The organism is Streptomyces sp. NPDC038135 (genome assembly GCF_055601245.1).
In genome coordinates this window covers 179,335-200,234 of sequence record NZ_JBVJXS010000011.1, presented here as the reverse complement: position 1 = coordinate 200,234, position 20,900 = coordinate 179,335, and the positions used below count along the sequence as shown (strand labels likewise).

At 72.3% G+C, this 20,900-nt stretch carries 20 protein-coding genes and 1 pseudogene; 1 reads left to right on the top strand and 20 read right to left on the bottom strand.

The window, feature by feature from the left end:
- Positions 1–126: 126 nt before the first annotated feature.
- The 15 genes and pseudogenes from dprA to ACZ7JA_RS30005 form a co-directional block, all read right to left on the bottom strand.
- A complete protein-coding gene (dprA, locus tag ACZ7JA_RS30075) occupies positions 127–1,287 on the bottom strand; it encodes a DNA-processing protein DprA (RefSeq protein ID WP_389450904.1) in 1,161 nt (386 codons plus the stop codon).
- Entirely contained in the window at positions 1,284–2,909 is a 1,626-nt protein-coding gene (locus ACZ7JA_RS30070) for a YifB family Mg chelatase-like AAA ATPase (protein ID WP_470811494.1), read from the bottom strand. Before ACZ7JA_RS30070 ends, dprA begins: the two co-directional genes overlap by 4 nt.
- 1 nt (position 2,910) lies before the next feature.
- Positions 2,911–3,276: a YraN family protein gene (locus ACZ7JA_RS30065; protein ID WP_389450898.1), complete on the bottom strand. Its 366-nt coding sequence runs from the start codon at positions 3,274–3,276 to the stop codon at positions 2,911–2,913.
- A gap of 114 nt (positions 3,277–3,390) precedes the next feature.
- Positions 3,391–3,699 (bottom strand): DUF2469 domain-containing protein, encoded by a 309-nt coding sequence (locus ACZ7JA_RS30060; RefSeq protein WP_003965949.1) that lies wholly within the window; start codon positions 3,697–3,699, stop codon positions 3,391–3,393.
- Positions 3,700–3,755: 56 nt separating this feature from the next.
- Positions 3,756–4,280 carry an NUDIX hydrolase gene (locus tag ACZ7JA_RS30055; RefSeq protein ID WP_351664305.1) on the bottom strand — a complete coding sequence of 175 codons (525 nt, stop codon included), beginning with the start codon at positions 4,278–4,280 and terminating at the stop codon, positions 3,756–3,758.
- On the bottom strand, positions 4,270–5,046 hold the full coding sequence (gene lepB, locus ACZ7JA_RS30050; protein ID WP_351664307.1) for a signal peptidase I: 777 nt from the start codon (positions 5,044–5,046) through the stop codon (positions 4,270–4,272). Before lepB (ACZ7JA_RS30050) ends, ACZ7JA_RS30055 begins: the two co-directional genes overlap by 11 nt.
- Positions 5,047–5,157: 111 nt before the next feature.
- Positions 5,158–6,165, bottom strand: a complete 1,008-nt coding sequence (lepB, locus tag ACZ7JA_RS30045; protein ID WP_401132520.1) for a signal peptidase I — start codon at positions 6,163–6,165, stop codon at positions 5,158–5,160.
- Positions 6,056–7,150 (bottom strand): annotated as a pseudogene (gene lepB, locus ACZ7JA_RS30040) (signal peptidase I); the annotation flags it as partial. The pseudogene lepB (ACZ7JA_RS30040) and the gene lepB (ACZ7JA_RS30045), both read right to left, overlap by 110 nt.
- Positions 7,143–7,847: a signal peptidase I gene (gene lepB / locus ACZ7JA_RS30035; protein ID WP_470811491.1), complete on the bottom strand. Its 705-nt coding sequence runs from the start codon at positions 7,845–7,847 to the stop codon at positions 7,143–7,145. The pseudogene lepB (ACZ7JA_RS30040) and the gene lepB (ACZ7JA_RS30035), both read right to left, overlap by 8 nt.
- A 45-nt stretch (positions 7,848–7,892) precedes the next feature.
- Positions 7,893–8,243, bottom strand: coding sequence for a 50S ribosomal protein L19 (rplS, locus tag ACZ7JA_RS30030; protein WP_199212174.1), 351 nt, complete (start codon positions 8,241–8,243; stop codon positions 7,893–7,895).
- Between the two features lie 135 nt (positions 8,244–8,378).
- On the bottom strand, positions 8,379–9,212 hold the full coding sequence (gene trmD / locus ACZ7JA_RS30025) for a tRNA (guanosine(37)-N1)-methyltransferase TrmD (protein WP_351664313.1): 834 nt from the start codon (positions 9,210–9,212) through the stop codon (positions 8,379–8,381).
- A complete protein-coding gene (gene rimM / locus ACZ7JA_RS30020) occupies positions 9,209–9,754 on the bottom strand; it encodes a ribosome maturation factor RimM (RefSeq protein WP_470811488.1) in 546 nt (181 codons plus the stop codon). Before rimM ends, trmD begins: the two co-directional genes overlap by 4 nt.
- A gap of 84 nt (positions 9,755–9,838) precedes the next feature.
- Positions 9,839–10,078, bottom strand: a complete 240-nt coding sequence (locus ACZ7JA_RS30015; RefSeq protein ID WP_109381758.1) for an RNA-binding protein — start codon at positions 10,076–10,078, stop codon at positions 9,839–9,841.
- A 5-nt stretch (positions 10,079–10,083) separates the two neighbouring features.
- Positions 10,084–10,503 carry a 30S ribosomal protein S16 gene (rpsP, locus tag ACZ7JA_RS30010; RefSeq protein ID WP_132889815.1) on the bottom strand — a complete coding sequence of 140 codons (420 nt, stop codon included), beginning with the start codon at positions 10,501–10,503 and terminating at the stop codon, positions 10,084–10,086.
- Positions 10,504–10,828: 325 nt separating this feature from the next.
- Positions 10,829–11,425 carry a hypothetical protein gene (locus tag ACZ7JA_RS30005; protein WP_351664318.1) on the bottom strand — a complete coding sequence of 199 codons (597 nt, stop codon included), beginning with the start codon at positions 11,423–11,425 and terminating at the stop codon, positions 10,829–10,831.
- Between the two features lie 525 nt (positions 11,426–11,950).
- On the opposite strand from ACZ7JA_RS30005, the gene ACZ7JA_RS30000 reads away from it, so the two are divergent.
- Entirely contained in the window at positions 11,951–12,835 is an 885-nt protein-coding gene (locus ACZ7JA_RS30000) for a class I SAM-dependent methyltransferase (protein WP_351664319.1), read from the top strand.
- A gap of 27 nt (positions 12,836–12,862) precedes the next feature.
- Here ACZ7JA_RS30000 and ftsH read toward each other — a convergent pair whose 3' ends face one another.
- From ftsH to ACZ7JA_RS29975, 5 genes are all read right to left on the bottom strand, one after another.
- Complete coding sequence (ftsH, locus tag ACZ7JA_RS29995; RefSeq protein WP_470811484.1) at positions 12,863–14,800, bottom strand: ATP-dependent zinc metalloprotease FtsH; 1,938 nt, start codon at positions 14,798–14,800, stop codon at positions 12,863–12,865.
- A 91-nt stretch (positions 14,801–14,891) separates the two neighbouring features.
- On the bottom strand, positions 14,892–16,439 hold the full coding sequence (gene ffh / locus ACZ7JA_RS29990) for a signal recognition particle protein (protein ID WP_351664324.1): 1,548 nt from the start codon (positions 16,437–16,439) through the stop codon (positions 14,892–14,894).
- Between the two features lie 126 nt (positions 16,440–16,565).
- A complete protein-coding gene (locus ACZ7JA_RS29985) occupies positions 16,566–19,016 on the bottom strand; it encodes a [protein-PII] uridylyltransferase (RefSeq protein WP_470811482.1) in 2,451 nt (816 codons plus the stop codon).
- A 26-nt stretch (positions 19,017–19,042) separates the two neighbouring features.
- Positions 19,043–19,381 carry a P-II family nitrogen regulator gene (locus tag ACZ7JA_RS29980; protein WP_389450882.1) on the bottom strand — a complete coding sequence of 113 codons (339 nt, stop codon included), beginning with the start codon at positions 19,379–19,381 and terminating at the stop codon, positions 19,043–19,045.
- A complete protein-coding gene (locus tag ACZ7JA_RS29975) occupies positions 19,378–20,727 on the bottom strand; it encodes an ammonium transporter (RefSeq protein WP_351664328.1) in 1,350 nt (449 codons plus the stop codon). Before ACZ7JA_RS29975 ends, ACZ7JA_RS29980 begins: the two co-directional genes overlap by 4 nt.
- Positions 20,728–20,900: the final 173 nt, after the last annotated feature.

Here is a 20,900-nt window from a genome sequence, read left to right as displayed (position 1 = left end):
CGCGGAGCTCCTCCGCGGGTCGTGCCACCGCAGCGGGCGGATCGCTCTGCGTGACCACCCGGATGCGCCAACTCCGGGGAATGCCAAGGGCTTAGGCCATTCCCCCGGACGGCCGAACACGGTCGGTCAACACGGAGTCGGGCCACTTCGAGCCGAGATCAGCGCCTGGCGTGTCAACTTCCAACCGTCGTCGTGTCGTTCGACGTAACCAAGTGCTCGGAGTTCGTACAGTCTCGCGATCGCCTCGTCCGGAGTGGTCCGCGCGCCGCGCGCGATCTCCGCGGCGCCGGCCGGGCGATTGCCGGGCAGCGCGGCGAGGACGGCCCGCGCGGCCGGTTCCAGCAGGTCACGGGGCAGGACGGGGCCGCGCCGGGGCGGGGCCAGCTCACCCATGTCCCCCACGAGTTCGATGACGTCCGCGGCATCGGTGACCAGCGTGGCCCCGCCGCGCAGCAGTTCGTGCACACCGGCGGAGAGCGAGCTGGTGACGGGCCCGGGGACGCCCATCGTGTATCTGCCGAGCCGCTCGGCGGCCCGCGCGGTGACCAGCGAGCCGCTGCGGCAGGCGGCCTCCACGACGACCGTGCCCCGGGTGAGCGCCGCGATCACCCGGTTGCGCAGGATGAACCGGCTCGGTGTCGGGTGATCGCCGGGCGGCAGCTCGCCCACCACCAGGCCCTGCTCGGCGATCCGGTCGATCAGCGCGGTGTGCCCGCGCGGGTAGGGCCGGTCGACGCCGCAGGCCAGTACGGCGACGGTGGCCCCGCCGGCGGCGAGGGCGCCCCGGTGGGCGGCCCCGTCGACGCCATAGGCGCCGCCGGACACGACCACCCATCCGCGCTCGGCCAGCTCGGCGGCGAGGGTGGCCGCCACATGCGTCCCGTACTCGGTGCAGGCGCGCGCCCCGACCACGGCGACGGAGCCGAGCGCCCATATCCGCAGGCTGGGCGTGCCGCGCACCCACAGGCCAGTGGGCCTTGCGTCGCCCAGGTCGTCGAGCCGGCCCGGCCACTCGGTGTCACCCGGGCACACGAACCGCACCCCGGCGTCACGCGCCTCGTGAAGGTCACGCTCCGGCTGGGCCCGCCCGGCCCGCGCCACCAGCCCGGCCCAGCGTCTGCCGCCCACCCCCGGCAGCGGCCGCCCGCCGTCGCGCAGCCGCCGGACCACCTCCGCCACCCCGAACTCCCGCAGCCACCGCCCGCCGGCCTCGTCCCCCGGCTCGATGACCCGGGCGAGGAACGCCCGCCCCAGCCGCTCCTCCCCCGCATCGGCCCCGGCGCTCATGCCAGGGCCCCGAGGGCCATGGGCGCGCCGCGTGGGATCCCGGTGCGCAGTTGCAGGGCGAGGCGGACGTCGCCGGCGTCCGGGCGGTCGTGGCCGACGAGGTCCGCGACCGTCCAGGCGACACGGAGCACCCGGTCGACGCCGCGGGCCGTGAGCACGCCCCGTTCGAGGCTGCGCTCGGCCTCGTCCATCGCGCCGGCGGCGGCGTGGAAGCGGCTGCGCAGCTCTCTTCCCGGTACCTCGCTGTTGGTGCTCCAGGGAGTTCCGGCGAGGCGGGCGGCGGCCCGCTCCCGGGCCGCCCGGACCCGCCCGGCGACGGCGGCCGAGGACTCGCCCCGGGCCCCGGGTGCGGTGAGCTGGGCACGGGTGACGGGGTCCACCTCGACCCGCAGGTCGACCCGGTCGAGCAGCGGGCCGGAGAGCCGGGCCTGGTACCGGCGGATCGCGGACGGCGGGCAGTCGCACAGGGAGTCCCGCTGCGAGAACCGCCCGCAGGGGCAGGGGTTGGCCGCGAGCACCATCAGGAACCGGGCGGGGTACCGGACCACTCCCGCGCTGCGGGCGATCACCACGTGCCCGGACTCCAGCGGCTGCCGCAGGGCGTCCAGGGTCTGGCCGTGGAACTCGGGCGCCTCGTCCAGGAACAGCACGCCCCGGTGGGCCAGGGACACCGCGCCGGGGCGCGCCACGCCCGGGCCGCCCCCGACGAGGGACTGCATCGTGGCCGAGTGGTGCGGGGCGCAGTAGGGCGCGACCTGGACGAGGGGTTTGCCGGGTGGCAGCAGTCCGGCCACCGAGTGGACCGCCGTGACCTCCAGCGACTCCTGCCGGGTGAGCGGGGGCAGCACCGCGGGCAGCCGCTCGGCGAGCATGGTCTTGCCCGCGCCCGGCGGGCCCTCGAGGAACAGGTGGTGCCCGCCGGCGGCGGCCACCTCGACGGCCGTGCGCGCCGAGGTCTGGCCCACGACGTCGGCGAGATCGTGCTCGGGCTGCTGGGCGCCGCCGCCGTCCATGCCGGTGGCCGCCCCGGCGCCGGGCACGCGCAGGCCTGCCAGCAGGGGGTCCGGGCGGCCCTGCCCGTCCGGTTCCGGTTCCTCCTCCGGCACGGGCTCGTCGGTGAGGACGGCGATCAACTGGCGCAGACTGCGCACGCCGAGCACGGACACCCCGGGGACCAGCGCGGCCTCGGCGGCGGCGCTCTCGGGCACGACCACCTGTTCGTACCCCGCGTCGGCGGCGGCGAGGACGGCGGGCAGGATGCCCCGCACCGGCCGTACGCGGCCGTCCAGTCCCAGCTCGCCGATCATCACGATCTCGGCGAGGACGCGGGGGTCGATCCGCTCGGCGGCGCCGAGGACCGCGCAGGCGACGGCCAGGTCGAAGCCGGAGCCGGCCTTGGGCACGGACGCCGGACTCAGTCCGACGGTGAGCTTCTTCTGCGGCCATTCGCCGCCCGAGTTCACCACCGCGGCCCGGACCCGGTCCCGGCTCTCCGTCAGGCTCTTGTCCGGCAGGCCCACCAGGGTGAAGGCCGCCACTCCTGGTTCCAGGTCGGCCTGCACCTCGACGACCACGCCCTCGACGCCGACGAGGGCGACGGAGCACGTACGGGCGAAGCCCATGTCAGACCACCCCCCGCGCGTGCTCGACGGCCGGGGCGCCCCGGCGGGGCAGCAGCACGCCGACCAGGTCGATGCGGACGCCGCCCGGCGGGGCCCCGCCGTGGGCCTGGATCCAGCGTTCGGCCAGGGCGTGCAGGCGTCGTGCCTTCTGCGGCGTGAGGGCTGCCATGGGGTGCTGGAAGCCGTCGGCCCTGCGGGTCTTCACCTCGCAGACGACCAGCGTGTCCCCGTCCCGGGCCACGATGTCGATCTCGCCGGAGCGACCGCAGCGCCAGTTGCGCCGCAGGATGGTCATCCCCGTCTCGGTCAGCCGCCGCGCGGCGAGATCCTCGCCGTACCTGCCGAGTCCACTGCGTGCCCTGCTCATGTCGGCACCACCTCCGGCACCCACGGTCACGCAGCGGGCCGACAGAAGTGGATCTTGGTGAGCTACTCGCGGGTTGTGGACATCCCCGTCACCCGATCGACGGAATCAGGGCCGTCAGCCGCCCGGAAGCTCGAGGTCGCTCTTGTTCAGCTCCTCAATGTTCACGTCCTTGAACGTGAGGACACGCACCTGCTTCACGAACCGGGCCGGCCGGTACATGTCCCAGACCCAGGCGTCCGCCATGGACACCTCGAAGAACACCTCGCCCTGGACCGAGTGCACCTGCATCTCGTAGTCGTTGGTGAGGTAGAAGCGCCGCTCGGTCTCGATCACGTATTTGAACAGACCGACGACATCTCGATACTCCCGGTAGAGCTTCAGCTCCATCTCGGTCTCGTACTTCTCGAGGTCCTCGGCGCTCATGGCATGTTCCCCTTCAGCCGTGCGATCCCCCCATTGTGCGCCAGTCCGACGAGCCCTCAGACGATTTCCGTGTCCAGGGTCACGGGCCTGGCGGGGGGACCTTCGTCGAGCAGCGTGCGCAGCAGCCCGGCGAGTCTGGTCGGATACACCGTCTCATGTGCCCGGGTCAGTTCCTGGCACGTCCACCAGCGCGCTCCGGCGACGCTGCGCCGCTCCAGCTCGGTCAGGCCCAGCGCCGCGGTGGCCGTCTGGGTGGTGCGGGCCAGGTAGTACCACTCGTCCTGGTCCCAGCGCCGGCCCGCGAACGGGAAGGAGCAGCGCCGCCGCCACAGCACCGGGCCGAGGGCGACGTCGGTGATGCCGGTCTCCTCGGCGAGTTCCCTCAGCGCGGCCTGTTCGCGCGTCTCGTCGCCCTCCAGACCGCCGCCGGGGGTGAACCACCAGTCGTCGGCCGGGTCGTCCGGCTCGTGACCGTGCAGCAGCAGGATGCGGTCCTCGGGGTCGAGCAGGACCACCCGGGCCACCCGGCGCAGTCCGCCCTGGTAGGTGTCCTCGCCCGGCCGCGCGGCCTCAGCGGGCACCTGCGGGCCCCGGACGGTTGCGCCCGCGGCCGAGCCGCTTGGCGATCGAGCCGAACGCGCCGCCGCCGAGCACCAGGACGGCGCCGCCGACGATCATCAGCTCGATGGTCCTCAGCGGGCCCGGCTGCGAGAGGGCGCCCAGCGTCTCGAAGCCGGTGGGGCGCTCGAGCATGCCGTTCATGGGCCAGACGACGGAGTCGACGCGGGCGGAGACGGCGCCGCGCGACACCGTGCCACGCGCGGCGTCGGTGAGGTGGGCGGTGGAGTCCAGGGAGCCCTGGCGTTCGTCGCCGAGGAGGAACAGCCGGCCCTTGGGGACGGTGATGGCCGGGATCTTCTTGATCTCGGCCGGGCTGCCCACGGGCAGGTAGGGCTCGTCGATCTGCTTGCCGTTGACGGTGAGCTTGCCGTCGGTGCAGCAGGAGACGGTGTCGCCGCCGACCGCGACGACCCGCTTGACCACGTTGGCGTTGGTGACCCAGCTCTTGTCGCGGAAGACGACCACGTCGCCGCGCCGCACCTCGGCGCCGTCGACGCGCTGGGCCAGGACCCGGTCGCCGGCGTCGATGGTCGGCGCCATCGAGCTGGTCGGCACGGTGAACGGCCGGTAGACCACGGCTCCCCAGGCGAAGCCGCCGAGGAACAGCACCAGGCCCAGCGCCATGGCCACCCCGGACAGCCGCTCCGCGAGCCGGCCGCCGCCGGCCCGTGCCGTGTCTGTGCCCGCGGTGTGCGGGGCCGTACGCGTCGTGCTCTCGCCGCTCATGGACCCGCACCCTACCTGCCGGTACCGAACGGGGGGAGCCCCTCTTTCAGGACCCTGGGAACAGCTTTCCCAGAGCTTCACAGAGGGGCTCCACACGTACGGCGGGCAGGCTCAGCGCCCTCCGGTGGCCGCGGTGGTCCGGACGCCGGTGCGGAGCCGGTCCGCACGCCTGCGCCGCCAGACCGCCACCGGCAGCACGGCAGCCAGCGCCACGCCCTGCGGCGCCACGGTCAGGGTCGCCGCAGCGGAGGACTGCGAGTCGAGGCCGGGCTGGTCGAAGGTGTCCGGCACCGGCAGCGTGCCCCAGCGGTTGATCGGCCAGGCGCGCACGATGGCACGGCCGACGACCTTGTCGACGGGGACCATGCCGTGGTGGCTGTCGGACTGGTTGTAGCGGGAGTCGCGGGAGTTCTGGCGGTGGTCGCCCATCACCCAGATGTAGCCCTTGGGGACCTTCACCTTGAACTGGCCGCCCTGGTCGTCCAGGCTGCACGGCGTGTTGCCCGGATAGACGTACGGCTCGTTCAGCGCCTTGCCGTTGACCGTGAGCGGGCCGGTCTTGTTGCACTCGACCGTGTCGCCGCCGACCCCGATCACCCGCTTGATCAGGTCCTTCTCCTCGGCGGACGGCATCAGGCCGATCCAGCTCAGGACCTTCTGGACCGGGTTCGGGTTGGGCGCGGGCTCGCCCGCCAGCCAGTCGTCGGGGTCGTGGAAGACGACGACCTCGCCGCGCTCGGGCTCGGAGCCGAACCACGGGGTGAGCTTGTCGACCAGGACGCGGTCACCCTGCTGGAGGGTGTTCTGCATCGAGTCCGAGGGAATCGAGAACGCCTGCACCAGGAACGTCTTGATCAGCAGCGCCAGGACCAGCGCGATGCCGATCAGGATCGGCAGTTCCTTCCAGAAGGAGCGCGGCTTCTTCGGCTGGTTCGCCGTCCCGTCCGTGCCGTCGCTCTGGTGCCGCTGCGCCTCCGGTTCGCCGTCCCCGGACGCCGGGTGGCCGGAACTCCCCGACATCACGGCGCCGTCCGGAGCGGGGGAGTTCGCCTCCACGGGGTGCCCGCGGTGCTCCTCGCCGTCGTGTCCCGACCGTGCGCCAACCGCCACATCCCCCACGCCAACTCCTTACTCTCTGCCGCCGCCTGCGCCATCCACGGTGCAGGCCCACCACTCCCATAACGAGCGGGAGTTCCGCAGGGGTCGGGAGGCGGGTCGTTCCGTTCGGATCGCCGTAGGCAACCCTATGCGACAGCGCAGGGGCCGCGGTCGACCCCGACACGGAGTCGGCAACGCTTGCAAAGGTTTTAGGTTCGTCGAGGCTGGTCCAGTGGCCGATGGGCCAGCCGATCACCATGGCGCGGCCCACGACCGAGTCCTCGGAGACCGTGCCGCCGTACGGCGTGTTCTGGTGGGCGCGGGAGTCGGCGGAGTTGTCGCGGTGGTCGCCCATCACCCACAGCCGTCCCTGCGGCACGGTGATGTCGAAGGGGGTGACGGACGGGGCGCTGCCCGGATTCAGGTAACCGGTCTCGCTGAGCGGACTTCCGTTGACGGTGACCCGGCCCTCGGCGTCGCAGCACTTGACGTGGTCCCCGCCGACCCCGATGACCCGCTTGATCAGGTCTTTCTCGTTGTCGGAGGGCAGCAGGCCGATGAAGGTGAGGCCTTCCTTGAACTGCTTGACGACGACCGGGTCGTCCTTCTTCTGGGTGGTCTGCTCGTCGGCCAGCCAGCCGCCCGGGTCGTGGAACACGACGACGTCCCCGCGCTGCGGCCTGGAGCCGAACCACGGGGTGAGCTTGTCGACCAGCACGCGGTCGCCGATCCGGATCGTCTGCTCCATGGAGCCGGACGGGATGACGAACGCCTGCACGAGGAACGTCTTCAGGACGAGGGCTATGAGCACCGCGACACCGACCAGAAGGGGGATCTCCCGAACGGCTGACCGCCTGCGCTTGCGCTTCACCTTGCGCTGGAGCTTGCGGCGCTCCGCGCGCGTGCGGCCGCCGCCCGTTCCGGAGCCGGTGCGGCGGGTCCCGGTGGGCAGCAGGCTCTCGGCTGCGGTCGCCGGCGCTCCGCGCGGCCTGCCACGGTTACCCATGCGCGCCGTCCGGAGAGGCGGCCGCGGGCACGCGCGCGTAGGCCGACGGCCGGGTCAGGTGCCGCCAGTGGCCGTGCGGCCAGGCGATCCAGTCGGCCCGGCCGACGACGTCCTCCACGGGGATCATGCCGCCGCCGGGTGAGCCCAGGTGGTCGCGGGAGTCGCTGGAGCGGCTGCGGTGGTCCCCGAGGAGGAACAGGCGGTCCGCGGGCACGACGACGTCGAAGGGGACGCTGGACGGGCTGTCCCCGGGATGGAGGAACGCCGTCTCGTCGACCGGCCGGCCGTTCACCTGGAGCCTCCCCTCCTTATCGCAGCAGACCACGTGGTCTCCCCCTACCCCCACAACGCGCTTGATGTAGTCGGCGTCCCCGAAATACCCGGTCCCGTCGAAGACAACCACGTCACCGCGGAGCGGCTGGGCCCCGAAACGGTACGCCAACTTATTTACGAGGACGCGGTCACCGATCCTCAATCCCTGTTCCATGGATCCGCTCGGAATCTGGAACGGTTGCACCACGAAAGCGTTGAGGAGGAGCAAAAACGCCAGGCAGACGAAGAGGGTGAGGGTGGCCCGGCCGCCCGGCAGCCATGCGGCGAGCCGCGGCACCAACGCGAAACGCGACCGCCCCTCCGTCCCCGGAGTACCGGGTCGGGAGGTGCGGTCGCGTTGCGTCAGCTGTGCTTCGGTGTCCATCGGAGCCAGATGCTATCCGCCCCGATGCGACCGAAGGAAAAGCGCTCAGTTCTCGCGCTTCTCCTTGATCTTCGCGGCCTTGCCGCGCAGCTCACGGAGGTAGTACAGCTTGGCGCGGCGCACGTCACCACGGGTGACCAGCTCGATCTTCTCGACGATCGGGGTGTGCACCGGGAAGGTGCGCTCGACGCCGACGGAGAACGAGACCTTGCGGACCGTGAAGGTCTCGCGGACACCGGAGCCCTGGCGACGGATCACAACGCCCTTGAACTGCTGCACACGGGAGCGGTTGCCCTCGATGACGCGGACGTGGACGTTGACGGTGTCACCCGGGCGGAAGGCGGGGACGTCGCTGCGCAGCGACGCGGCGTCGACGGTGTCGAGCAGGTGAGACATTTCGTCTGCTTTCTTCGCTGATGCCACAGGTCATCAACGGGAACTAGGTTTCCAGGAGGACTGCCGTGCGGGTCGGTGCGGGCGTCGTGTCCCCCTGTGGCAGGGGCGCACGCCGGACGGACGCACAACAGCGGCCTATTGTTCCACGTCGTCGGCGTGGCGCCAAAACCGGCCGTACGGCTCGCCTTCCGGGTCCGGTTCCCAGCCCAGGATGGAGAGCATCTCGCGGTCCTTCTTGTCGAAGGCCTTGGGGTCGCAGCGCTCGATCAGGTCGGGCCGGTGGGCCGTGGTGCGCCGCAGGGCCTCGTCGCGGCGCCAGCGGGCGATCCGGCCGTGGTGGCCGCTGAGCAGCGTCTCGGGGATGTCCCGGCCGCGCCAGACGGGCGGCTTGGTGTAGACGGGGCCCTCCAGGAGGGCGGCCATCGCGCCGGGCGCGAAGGAGTCGTCCCGGTGGGACTCGGCGTTGCCGAGGACCCCGGGCAGCAGCCGGGCCACGGCCTCGGTGACGACCAGGACGGCCGCCTCGCCGCCGGCGAGCACGTAGTCGCCGATGGAGACCTCGTAGACGGGCATCCGGGTCGCGTACTCGTCCATGACGCGCCGGTCGATGCCCTCGTAGCGGGCCGGCGTGAAGATCAGCCAGGGGCGCTCGGAGAGTTCGACCGCCAGTTCCTGGGTGAAAGGTCGGCCGCTGGGGGTGGGCACGATCAGGGCGGGGGTGCGGTCGCCGGACTCGTAACCGTCGGCGAGCACCGTGTCCAGCGCGTCGCCCCAGGGCCCGGTCTTCATGACCATGCCGGGTCCGCCGCCGTAGGGGGTGTCGTCGACGGTGTTGTGCCGGTCGTACGTCCACGCGCGCAGGTCGTGGACGTGGACGTCGAGCTGCCCGCGCGCGCGTGCCTTGCCGACGAGGGAGACGTTCAGCGGCTCCAGGTACTCGGGGAAGATCGTGACGACGTCGAGCCTCATGCGTCCTCTTCCCGGGACGAGGCGATCTCGGCGCGGTCGTCGATCAGACCCGGCGGGGGCGCGATGACGGCCTTCTGCTCCTCGAGGTCGATCTCGGTCACGATCTCCTCGACGAAGGGGATCATCACCTCGCTGCCGTCCGGGCGCTCGACGATGAACAGGTCCTGGGAGGGCAGGTGGGAGATCTCGGTGATCCGGCCGACCCCCGTGCCGTCCTCGGTGACCACGTCGAGGTCCATGAGCTGGTGGTCGTAGTACTCGTCCTCGCCCTCGGGCAGTTCCTCGGGGTCGATCTCGGCGATCAGCAGGGTGTTGCGCAGGGCCTCGGCGGCGCTGCGGTCCCCGACGCCCTCGAAGCGCAGCAGGAGCCGTCCGCTGTGCACCCGGCCGGTGGCGATGGTGAGGGGTCCGGCGGAGGCCGGTTCGGTGGCCAGAACGGCGCCCGGGGCGAGCCGCAGCTCGGGCTCGTCGGTACGTACCTCGACGGTGACCTCGCCCTTGATGCCGTGGGCGCGGCCGATCCGTGCGACTACCAGCTGCACTGTGCTTGATCTCCTGTCGATACGACTACGGGCCGGGGACGGCCCTGTGGCCCTCCCCGGCCCGAGCCGGTGCTGCGTTGAGCGTCAGCGGACGTGGTCCACGTCGACAAGGTCGACACGGACACCGCGGCCGCCGATGGCACCCACGACGGTGCGCAGAGCACGCGCGGTACGGCCGTTGCGGCCGATCACCTTGCCGAGGTCGTCGGGGTGGACCCGGACCTCCAGCACGCGCCCGCGGCGCAGGTCACGCGAGGCGACCCGCACATCGTCAGGGTTGTCGACGATGCCCTTCACGAGGTGCTCAAGCGCCTCTTCGAGCATGGTGCTCAGGCCTCGGTCGACTCGGACTCGGCAGCGGCCTCGTCCTTCTTCTCAGCCTTCTTCTTCTGGGTGATGGCCTCACCCTTGCCCTCGTCGTCACCGCCGAGAGCCTCGAACGACGGGCGCGTCGACTTCGGCTCCGCGACGAGCAGCGGCGCGGGAGCCGGCTCGCCCTTGAACTTCTGCCAGTCGCCGGTCTTCTTCAGGATGGCGAGGACGGGCTCGGTCGGCTGCGCGCCGACACCCAGCCAGTACGCCACACGGTCGGCGTCCACCTCGATGACCGACGGGTTGTAGGTCGGGTGGTACTTGCCGATCTCCTCGATGGCCCGGCCGTCACGGCGGGTACGGGAGTCGGCGACGACGATGCGGTAGTGAGGCGAACGGATCTTGCCCAGACGCTTCAGCTTGATCTTGACTGCCACGGGAGTGGATTCTCCTGGTTTTGACGTGGTTGGGCACGGCGAGTTGCCGCGTGGGGTTGCGGTACCCGAATGCCCGATGGACGCGTCAGCCGGAGGAGAGAGGGGTCCTGTGCGACTGTCGAGTACAGCTAGCCATTGTGCCATACGCACCGAGTCACTCCCCGCCACGGGGTGAGGGCCGGACCAGGGCACGCCGGAGCGGCACCCGGCGCGGGGGTGAGGCCGCGTCGGGTGCGCCGCTCGGCGCCGCGGACCGCCGCCGGCGGCCGCGCGGGGACGAGTCCGCTTCCGGCACCCACGAGATGCCGGTACTCGCGGCTCGCGGCTACGCCACTCCCACGACCTCCGGGATCCGGAACGGCTTGCCGCAGCCGCCGCACACGATGGGGGCCTGGGCCAGGACCGAGGGCACCACGCGGACGTTGCGGCCGCAGTCGCAGACCGCCTTGACGCGGACGCCGCCGCCGGAGGAGCCGTGGCGGGCGGCCGGGCCCCGGAAGGTGCGGGAGGTGTCGGCGGAGGTGGCCGCCGTGTGGGCCTTCAGGGCGCGCTGCAGGCGCTCGATGGTCGGACGGTAGCGCCGCTTCGCCTCGGGGTTGAGCGTGACCAGCGAGAAGCCACTGCTGGGATGCGGCTCGTCGGGGTGGTCCAGGCCCAGTTCCTCGGCGACGGCCAGGAAGCGGCGGTTGTGGTAGCGGCCGGCGCGGGAGGTGTCGCGGACACCTCGCGCGGCGGCGATGCCGTGGACGGCCTCGTGGAGCAGGCGCTCGAAGGAGAGTTCGTGACCGCACGCGGACGACGACTCCCCGATCAGGGACTCTGGCGCGGCAAGGTCCGGCAGTTCGGGGTGGTACCGCTGAATGTCGGCCCACGCCTGTGCCAGCTCTGCGGCGAGAACAGGTGGTGTCTGTGTCGTGCTCACGTAATGACAACGAGCGTGGGTGCCACTGTGTTCCTATTCCGGGGCATCCCAAATAATTTGCACGTACCCGTCAGTTGCCGCTGATGCGTCCTGACGAGGGCGGGTGCGCTGATCTGCGGAGAAGCCTCACAGCTCATACCAAGCCGGTGCGTAGTCCGACGTACGACGCGGCGTGTAAGCGGTGCTGTGGACGGGGGCGGCCGGTGCGCAAGGCGTGTTTCGGTCGCTCTCGCGTGGCGCCGTCGCCCGTGCGGGCGTCCGCGCCGATCGCGACGTTACCGGGTGGGCCCGCGCCCCTCGTCACCGGCCCGCCCCCACGGGAGCGGACACCGTACCGGTCGCCCGGGTTGCGTGGATGTGAAATCTCGCCACATGTGCGCTCAGTCCCCAAGCGGGGCCCCACGCCCCCTGGACGGCACCGCGAGCCGGGAGTTACCTGACATAGGTGGAGGGTGCGAGCGATCGGCACGGGGGCCTCGCAATCGGGCACTGCGACGAACTGTCGGCGGATAGGGGCGCTTACCCATGACACCTACGCTCGCGCGGGAGCACTTGGCCCACCCGGGTTCAGCACCACCCGGAGTGAACCCGTGCGCACGCGCGCGTGACTGGTCCGAGATCCAGGAGCGGATGCTGGTCCCGCTCTACGAGGCGGTGTACGAACGGCTCGACGTGGGCCCGGCGACACGGCTGCTGGGCCTGCGCTGCGGTTCCGGCCTGGCCCTGCTGATGGCGGCCTCCAGAGGGGCCGCCGTGACCGGCGTCGACTCCTGCCGGGAACTGCTCGCCCTCGCGCGCGGGCGCCTGTCACCGGACCCGGGGCGCGGCACGCGCGCGCGTGCGGGCGCAGAGGCGGACGCGGGCACGCGCACGCGGCTGGTCGAGGAACTGCCGGGGGACGCGGCCGGCGCGGGGACGCGCGGGTACACGCTGGTGACCGTCTTCGAGCCGATCGGCTGTCTGGCGGGCGACTCCGAGGGCCTGGGCGGCCTGCTGTCGGGCGCGCTGCCGCTGGCCGCGCGCGGCGCGGCCGTGGTGCTCGCCGGCTGGGGGCCGCCCGAGCGCTGCGCCACCTCCTCGGTGCTGCGGGTGGCGACGAAGCTCGCCGATCCGCTGCGCAGCGCGCGGAGCTGGCGGCCGGCCCGCCGCGACGACCTGGAGGAGGTCGCCCAGCGGGCGGGGCTGAAACCGGACGGCTCGGGACGGGTGGCCTGCCCGTTCGGGTACGCCGACGCCGACAGCGCCGTGCGCGGCCTGCTGTCGACCGGGCTCTTCGACGCGGCGATCGCGGCCACCGACGGCAAGCAGGTGGACAAGGAGCTGGCGGAGGCGCTGCATCCCTACCGGCGCGCGGACGGGACGGTGTGGATGCCGAACGTCTTCCGCTATCTCGTCGCCCGCGTGCCGTAGAGGCGCTTGCGGCGATCGGCCCGCCCGCTAGGCCTCCACGTCCTTGGTCAGGCGGGTGATGCCGGCGATCCGGTAGGCGTCCGCCTCCTCCAGCGTCTCGTTCTCCAGCAGCGCGTGCGCCAGCGCGTCCAGCCGGCCGCGGTGGTCGCGCAGCTTCTGGCAGGCCTCCTCGTAGCACTGGTCGACGATGCGGCGCATCTCGTCGTCGATCACGTCGAGGGTGCGCGGGGCGGCCGACAGTCCGTACGCCTGCTGGGCGTCGCTGGGGAGCGCGGAGAGCCGGCCCACGCGCTCGCTCATGCCCCAGCGGGCCACCATCCCACGCGCGATGTTGGTGACCTGCTCGAGGTCGCTCTCGGCGCCGGTGGTGACGACTCCGTAGACGACCTCCTCCGCGGCCATGCCGCCGAGCGCGCCGATGATGCGGCCGCGCAGGTAGCCCTCCGAGTGGGCGTACCGCTCCACCTCGGGCGTGGACATGGTCACCCCGAGCGCCCGGCCGCGCGGCACGATGGTGATCTTGCGGACCGGGTCGGCGCCGGTCTGCAGCATGCCGAGCAGGGCGTGGCCGCTCTCGTGGTACGCGGTGCGGCGGCGGTCCTCCTCGGGCATGACCAGGGTGCGCTCGGCGCCGAGCTGGACCTTCTCCAGCGCTTCGGACAGATCCGCCCGCGTCACCCGCTCCCGCTTGGCCTTGACCGCGAGCAGCGCGCCCTCGTTGGCGAGGTTGGCCAGATCCGCACCCGTCATGCCGGGCGTCACCCGGGCCAGCTGCGCCAGGTCCACATCGCCGGCGAGCGGCATCTCGCGGGTGTGGATGCGCAGGATCGCCTCGCGTCCGCCGCGGTCCGGCGGGGCCACGCTGACCACCCGGTCGAAGCGGCCGGGCCGGGTCAGCGCCGGGTCGAGGATGTCCGCGCGGTTGGTCGCCGCGATGACGATCACGCCCTCGGAGCCGGAGAAGCCGTCCATCTCGGTGAGGATCTGGTTCAGGGTCTGCTCGCGCTCGTCGTGGCCGCTCATCGAGGCGCCGCCGCCGCGCACCCGGCCGATGGTGTCGATCTCGTCGATGAAGATGATCGACGGCGCCACCTTGCGGGCCTCGGCGAACAGCTCGCGGACCCGGGAGGCGCCGACGCCGACGATCATCTCGATGAACTCGGACGCCGAGGCCGAGAAGAACGGCACCCCGGCCTCGCCCGCGACCGCGCGCGCGAGCAGGGTCTTGCCGGTGCCCGGGGATCCGGCGAGCAGGACTCCGCGGGGCAGCTTGGCGCCCATCCTGCGATAGGTGTCGGGGTGCTTCAGGAAGTCGACGACGTCGTCCAGCTCGCCCTTGACCTCGTCGATGCCGGCCACGTCGGCGAAGGTGGTGCGCCCGGTGCCGGGCCGCAGCTCGACCGGTCTGGGCGGCGCCTTGCGCCCGAACATGCCGCCCGCGCCGCCCAGCCCCGTGCCGACCCGCCGGGCGATGAAGATCCACACGGCCGCCAGCAGCACGATCGGGATCAGGGAGATCAGCAGGTTGGACAGGAGCCCGCGCTCCTGCACGACGGGACGCGCCGTCACGGTGACGCCGTGGCTGGCGAGGTTCTGCCACAGCCTGTCGTCGGCGAAGGCGGGCCGCTGCGTCCGGAACTTGGTGTAGTCGCCGCCGCCGTCGGGGTTGGCCCGGGGGCTCTTGAGCTGGCCCTGGATCGCGTCGCCCTTGGAGTAGATCTTGGCGACGTTGCCGGCGCCGACCTCCCGGCTGAACTCCGTGTAGGAGATCGTCGGTTCGTTTCCCTGGCCGAGGTAGTTCAGGCCGACGTACGCCAGCAGGAAGACGATCACCGCGGTGACGAGCAGGCCCCACCACTTGCCGCCGCGCAGTCCGCCGCCGGCCGGCCGGGGTCTCTCGTCCGGGGTGCCCTCGGCGCGCCACGGCTGGTCAGGGGCTTTGCGGGGTGGCGCCGCATTGCTCATACCTGGACGTTACGGCACCGCGCCTGCCTCGGCATGCGCTGAGGGCGCCCCCCGGTCCGGGAGGGCGCCCTCAGGGACGTGCGGGCGGGAATCAGCCCATGAACTTCTTGAACTCGTCGGGCAGCTCGAACTCCTGGCCGCCCTGCTGCGGCAGCCCGAAGGCGCCGCCCTCGGCGGCCGCCGCGCGCCGGGCCGCCTCCTCCTGCTCCTGCTGCTTGCGCTTCATCGGGTTGCCGGAGCGCTGCTTGCCCTTGGCCTTCTTCGGCTGCTTCTTGGTACGGCCGGGGCCGCCGCCCATGCCCGGGATCCCCGGCATGCCCGGCATGCCGCCGCCCTGCGCCATGCGGGACATCATCTTGCGGGCCTCGAAGAACCGCTCGACGAGGTTCTTCACCGCGCTGACGTCGACACCGGAACCCTTGGCGATACGGGCGCGCCGGGAGCCGTTGATGATCGTCGGGTCCTGCCGCTCGACCGGCGTCATCGACTTGATGATCGCGGCGGTGCGGTCGACGTCCCGCTCGTCCAGGTTGTTGATCTGGTCCTTGATCTGGCCCATGCCCGGGAGCATGCCGAGCAGCTTGGAGATGGAGCCCATCTTCCTGACCTGCTCCATCTGGGCCAGGAAGTCGTCCAGGGTGAAGTCCTGGCCCTTCTTGGACGCCAGCTTCGAGGCCATCTTGGCGGCCTCTTCCTGGCTGAAGGTCTTCTCCGCCTGCTCGATCAGGGTGAGCAGGTCACCCATGTCGAGGATGCGGGAGGCCATCCGGTCCGGGTGGAAGGCGTCGAAGTCGTCGAGCTTCTCGCCGTTCGACGCGAACATGATCGGCTTGCCGGTGATCTGCCGGATCGACAGGGCCGCACCACCGCGGGCGTCACCGTCGAGCTTGGAGAGCACCACGCCGTCGAAGCCCACGCCGTCGCGGAAGGCCTCGGCGGTGTTGACGGCGTCCTGGCCGATCATCGCGTCGACGACGAACAGGATCTCGTCCGGGGAGACGGCGTCGCGGATGTCCGCGGCCTGCTGCATCATCTCCTGGTCGATGCCGAGCCGGCCCGCGGTGTCCACGATCACGATGTCGTGGACCTTGGTCCGCGCGTGCTCGATGGAGTCCTTGGCGACCTTCACCGGGTCGCCGACGCCGTTGCCCGGCTCGGGCGCGTAGACGGCGACGCCGGCGCGCTCGGCGACGACGCTGAGCTGGTTCACGGCGTTCGGGCGCTGGAGGTCGGCGGCGACGAGCAGCGGCGAGTGGCCCTGCTCCTTCAGCCACCGGCCGAGCTTGCCCGCGAGGGTGGTCTTACCGGCGCCCTGCAGACCCGCGAGCATGATCACGGTGGGCGGCTGCTTGGCGAAGCGGAGCCGGCGGGTCTCGCCGCCGAGGATGGTCACCAGTTCGTCGTTGACGATCTTGAGGACCTGCTGGGCGGGGTTCAGCGCCTTGGAGACCTCGGCGCCGAGCGCGCGTTCCTTGACGTTCTTGATGAACGTCCGGACGACGGGCAGGGCGACGTCGGCTTCGAGGAGTGCGATGCGGATCTCGCGCGCCGTGGCGTCGATGTCCGCTTCGCTCAGTCGGCCTTTCCCACGGAGGTTCTTGAAGGTCGCACTGAGGCGGTCGGAGAGGGTATCGAACACGGCGGCGTCGGTCCTCGGGAGTCGGGGGCGTTCTGGGCTGCCCTCCAGGATATCCGCCCGGAGAGCGGATATCCCCCGCCCGCTCCCCGCCCGCCGCGTGCGGCGGGCGGGGAGCGCGACGCCGCGTCATCCGCGCAGGGTCTCCTCGAGCACCTTGGCCGTCGACGCCGCGTCCTCCGGCGGCAGCGGCGCCCCGGCGCCCGTCGTCACGTAGAAGGCGTCGACCGCGTTGGCGCCCAGGGTGCTGACGTGCATGCTGCGCACCCGCACCGCCGCCTTCTCCAGGGCCATGCCGATGCGGAACAGCAGCCCGGGGGCGTCCTGGGCGCGCACCTCGATCACCGTGGCGTGGTGGGAGGCCGCCGAGGCCACCGTCACCCGGGGCGGCGGGGCCACCCATCCGCGGCGGCGCGGGTAGGCGGCGTCCCGCTCGGCGAGGCGGCCGGCGATGTCGAGGGAGCCGTCGAGGGCGCGGACCAGGTCGGCGCGCAGCCGGGTGGCCTGCGGCAGGGAGCCGTACTCCGCGGCGACCCGCCAGTTCAGCAGCAGGACCGACGCGTCCTCGACGTCGTGGGGCAGGCGCAGGGCGCGCAGCCCGGCCGTGCGGACGGTCAGCCGGTGCACGGCGAGGACGCCGGCGACCGCCGGGAGCACACCCGGCTGGTCCGGTACGGCGATGAGCAGCTCGACGCCGAGCGGTTCGGGCTCGCCCGGGCCCTCCTCCTCGGGCGCCGGTTCGGGCTGCGCGCGCAGCGCGAGGACGGGGCCGCCGGTGCGGAAGGCCTCGATGGCGAGGCGTTCCTGCTCGGCGGTGGGCGCGGCGGGCTCGGGTTCCTCGGCCACGTCGCCGGCCAGGGCGGCGGCCACGCGGCGGACCAGGTCGGCGACGAGGGAGCCGCGCCAGGCGGACCAGGCGGCGGGGCCGGTCGCGAGCGCGTCGGCCTCGGTGAGGGCGTGCAGCAGCTCCAGGGTGCTCTGGCTGCCGACGGCCTCGGCGACCGCGTGGACGGTGGCGGGGTCGTCCAGGTCACGCCGGGTGGCCGTCTCGATCAGCAGCAGGTGGTGCCGGACGAGCGTGGCGAGCACCGTGACGTCGGCGCGGTCGAAGCCGATCCGCGCGGCCACGTCCTTGGCGATGATCTCACCGGCCACGGAGTGGTCGCCTGGCCAGCCCTTGCCGATGTCGTGCAGCAGCGCGGACACGAGGAGCAGGTCGGGGCGGCTGACGCGGCGGGTGAGCTCGGAGGCGCGGACCGCGGTCTCGATGAGGTGCCGGTCCACGGTCCAGATGTGGACGGCGTTGCGCTGCGGCCGGCAGCGGACCCGTTCCCAGTCGGGCAGAAGCCGGCTGATCAGGCCCTCCGCCTCCAGCGCCTCCCAGACGTCGATGGTGGGGCGGCCGGAGCCGAGCAGGGTGACCAGTTGTTCGCGGGCCTCGGCGGGCCAGGGCGTGGGCAGCGGGCGCGTGGTGGCGGCCATGCGCCGTACGGCGTGCAGGGAGAGCGGAAGGCCGGCCTGGGCCGCGGCGGCCGCGGCGCGCAGCGGCAGCACGGGGTCGCGTTCGGGGCGTGCGGCGCGGGCGAGCACCACCTCGCCTTCCTGCTCGACGACGCCCTCGGCCAGCGGCGACCGTTCGGTGGCCGGTTTCCCGCCGCCCAGCATGGCGCGCAGGCGCGGACGGACGGCGCGCGAGCGCAGCACGCGCCCCACCTCGCGCCAGGTGACGTCGCTGGCGTACGAGATGACGCGCGCCGCCTCGTACACCTGGCGCAGCAGGGTGTCGGCGTCCAGCAGGCCGAGCCCGGCCGCGACCTGGTCCTGTTCCTGGAGCGCGAGCCGGTCGGTGGCGCGGCCGGTGGCCAGGTGCAGGGCGTCCCGGACGTCGAGCAGCCGCCGGCGGGCGTCCGCGAGGCCCTCGCGCGGGGCGTCGGCCAGCCAGGAGGCGGCCACGGCGCGCAGGGCGGTGGCGTCGCGGAGGCCGCCGCGGGCCTCCTTGAGGTCGGGCTCCAGGAGGTACTGCAGCTCGCCCTGCCGTTCGGCGCGCTCGGCGCAGAGTTCCTGCAGCTCGGGGAGGCGTTTGGGGGCCTGGTTGCGCCAGTCGGCCAGGACGGCGGTGCGCAGTGCGGCGGTGAGGCCCAGGTCTCCGGCGAGGTGCCGGGCGTCCAGCAGGCCGAGCTGGACCTTCAGGTCCTCACCGGCGGTCCGGCGGGCCTCGGCCGGGGTGCGCACGGAGTGGTCGAGGGCCAGGCCGAGGTCCCAGACCGGGTACCAGAGGCGGTCGGCGAGGGCGGCGATCGCGCCGGGGTCGCCGCCGTCGTGCAGCAGCAGGAGGTCGAGGTCGCTGCGCGGCGACAGCTCCCCGCGGCCGTAGCCGCCGACGGCGACGAGCGAGACGCCTCTCGGTTCCCGGGCCGCGGCCGTGAAGAGGCCGGCGAGCCAGTCGTCGGTCAGCCCGGCGAGGGCGGAACGGCGCGGCGGCCCTGGCCGCGCCTCCTCGTTGAGGAGACGCAGCCGGGCCGCCGCGTAGCCGCCGGGTCCCGAGTCGTCCGTGTCCTTGCGTACATCCGTACCCGTCACCCAGCGACTCCTGTCCTCGCGTCGTGTCAGAGCGCGTCCGGGCCGCGCTCGCCGGTGCGGACCCGTACGGCCGTCTCCACCGGCAGCGACCAGACCTTGCCGTCACCGATCTTGCCGGTGCGGGCCGCCTTGACGATGACCTCGACCACCTGCTCGGCGTCGTCGTCCTCGGCCAGTACCTCGATGCGGATCTTGGGAACCAGGTCGACGGTGTACTCGGCACCGCGGTAGACCTCGGTGTGGCCCCGCTGACGACCGTAGCCGCTGGCCTCGGTGACCGTCAGTCCGTGGACGCCGAAGGCCTGGAGGGCCTCCTTGATCTCGTCCAGCCGGTGCGGCTTGACGACGGCGGTGATGAGCTTCATGCGTCCACCTTCTTGGAGGGCTTGGCGGCCGCGGCCGGGCCGGGGGCCGGGGCTGCGGAGCCGATGACGCCGCCGCCGGTGCCGCTGAAGTCGTAGGCGCTCTCGGCGTGCTCGGCCTGGTCGATGCCGGAGACCTCCTCGTCCTCGGTGACCCGCATGCCCATCGTCCTGTCGATCAGGAAGGCGAGGACGGCGGAGGCGACCAGGGAGTAGGCGAGGACCGCGAAGACGCCGGCGCACTGCTTCCACAGCTGGTCGAAGGAGTGGTCGCCGTAGAAGACGCCGGTCGCGTCGGACTGGCCCTTGCCGGTGGCGAAGAAGCCGATGAGCAGCGAGCCGATGATGCCGCCGACCATGTGGACGCCGACGACGTCGAGGGAGTCGTCGTAGCCCCACTTGAACTTCAGGCCGACGGCCGCTGCGCAGGCGACACCGGCGATGGCGCCGACGGCGATCGCGCCGAGCGGGGAGACCGCGCCGCCCGACGGGGTGATCGCGACCAGGCCGGCGACCGCGCCGGAGGCGGCGCCCAGCGTGGTGAACGCGCCGTGGCGGATCTTCTCGTAGGCGAGCCAGGCCAGCATGGCGGCGGCGGTGGCGACCTGCGTGTTCACGAACATCAGCGCGCCGACGCCGTCGTCGTTGCCGAGCCAGGAGCCGGCGTTGAACCCGAACCAACCGAACCACAGCAGACCGGCGCCGAGCATGACCAGCGGCAGGCTGTGCGGGCGCATCGGGTCCCGTTTGAAGCCGACCCGCTTGCCGATGACCAGGATGACGCCGAGGGCCGCGGCGCCCGCGTTGATGTGGACCGCGGTACCACCGGCGAAGTCGATCACACCGAGCTTGTAGGCCCAGCCGTCGGCGCCCCAGACCCAGTGGGCGACCGGGACGTAGACGATCGTGACCCACAGCGCGATGAAGAGCGACCAGGCCGAGAACTTGACGCGGTCGGCGAGCGCGCCGCTTATCAGGGCCGGCGTGATGATGGCGAACATCAGCTGGAAGACCATGAAGACGTAGATCGGGATCGTGTAGCCGTCCCAGAGTTCCGTCAGGCCGATGTTGCTGAGGCCGAGCCAGTCGGCGTTCCACCCGAGCAGGCCGGATCCCGAGCCGAAGGCGAGGGAGAAGCCGTAGAGCACCCAGAGGATGGTGACGATGCCCATGCTGATGAAGCTCATCATCAACATGTTCAGGGTGCTCTTGACGCGGACCATGCCTCCGTAGAAGAAGGCCAGGCCCGGGGTCATGATCAGTACCAGGGCGGAACAGATGAGCATGAAGCCTGTGTTCGCGGCGGACAACTTGGGTGCCTCCGCGGCAAGCGTGATGGCTGGTGCCATCGGCGTCTCCTCGTCGGTTGGTACGGCCCCGTGCGGGCGGTGCCTGGGCGGTCCGGTCGGGTGAGGGGTGGGGCTGTTCTGCGCCATGAGACTCGCGCAGCGCCGTTTCGGTGGAAGCCCCTCGTTGTTTCGCCGGGGTGACGAAGGCGCCCTGCGTGTTACGCGTCGGTGAA

Coding starts and splice junctions, on each gene's coding strand:
- dprA (WP_389450904.1), bottom strand. CDS start 1,287: ATGAGCGCCGGGGCCGATGCGGGGGAGGAGCGGCTGGGGCGGGCGTTC.
- rplS (WP_199212174.1), bottom strand. CDS start 8,243: ATGTCTCACCTGCTCGACACCGTCGACGCCGCGTCGCTGCGCAGCGAC.
- ftsH (WP_470811484.1), bottom strand. CDS start 14,800: ATGAGCAATGCGGCGCCACCCCGCAAAGCCCCTGACCAGCCGTGGCGC.
- lepB (WP_470811491.1), bottom strand. CDS start 7,847: ATGGACACCGAAGCACAGCTGACGCAACGCGACCGCACCTCCCGACCC.
- ACZ7JA_RS30015 (WP_109381758.1), bottom strand. CDS start 10,078: ATGCTCGAAGAGGCGCTTGAGCACCTCGTGAAGGGCATCGTCGACAAC.
- ACZ7JA_RS30000 (WP_351664319.1), top strand. CDS start 11,951: ATGACACCTACGCTCGCGCGGGAGCACTTGGCCCACCCGGGTTCAGCA.
- ACZ7JA_RS30060 (WP_003965949.1), bottom strand. CDS start 3,699: ATGAGCGCCGAGGACCTCGAGAAGTACGAGACCGAGATGGAGCTGAAG.
- lepB (WP_351664307.1), bottom strand. CDS start 5,046: ATGAGCGGCGAGAGCACGACGCGTACGGCCCCGCACACCGCGGGCACA.
- ACZ7JA_RS29975 (WP_351664328.1), bottom strand. CDS start 20,727: ATGGCACCAGCCATCACGCTTGCCGCGGAGGCACCCAAGTTGTCCGCC.
- ACZ7JA_RS29980 (WP_389450882.1), bottom strand. CDS start 19,381: ATGAAGCTCATCACCGCCGTCGTCAAGCCGCACCGGCTGGACGAGATC.
- ACZ7JA_RS30070 (WP_470811494.1), bottom strand. CDS start 2,909: ATGGGCTTCGCCCGTACGTGCTCCGTCGCCCTCGTCGGCGTCGAGGGC.
- ACZ7JA_RS30065 (WP_389450898.1), bottom strand. CDS start 3,276: ATGAGCAGGGCACGCAGTGGACTCGGCAGGTACGGCGAGGATCTCGCC.
- trmD (WP_351664313.1), bottom strand. CDS start 9,212: ATGAGGCTCGACGTCGTCACGATCTTCCCCGAGTACCTGGAGCCGCTG.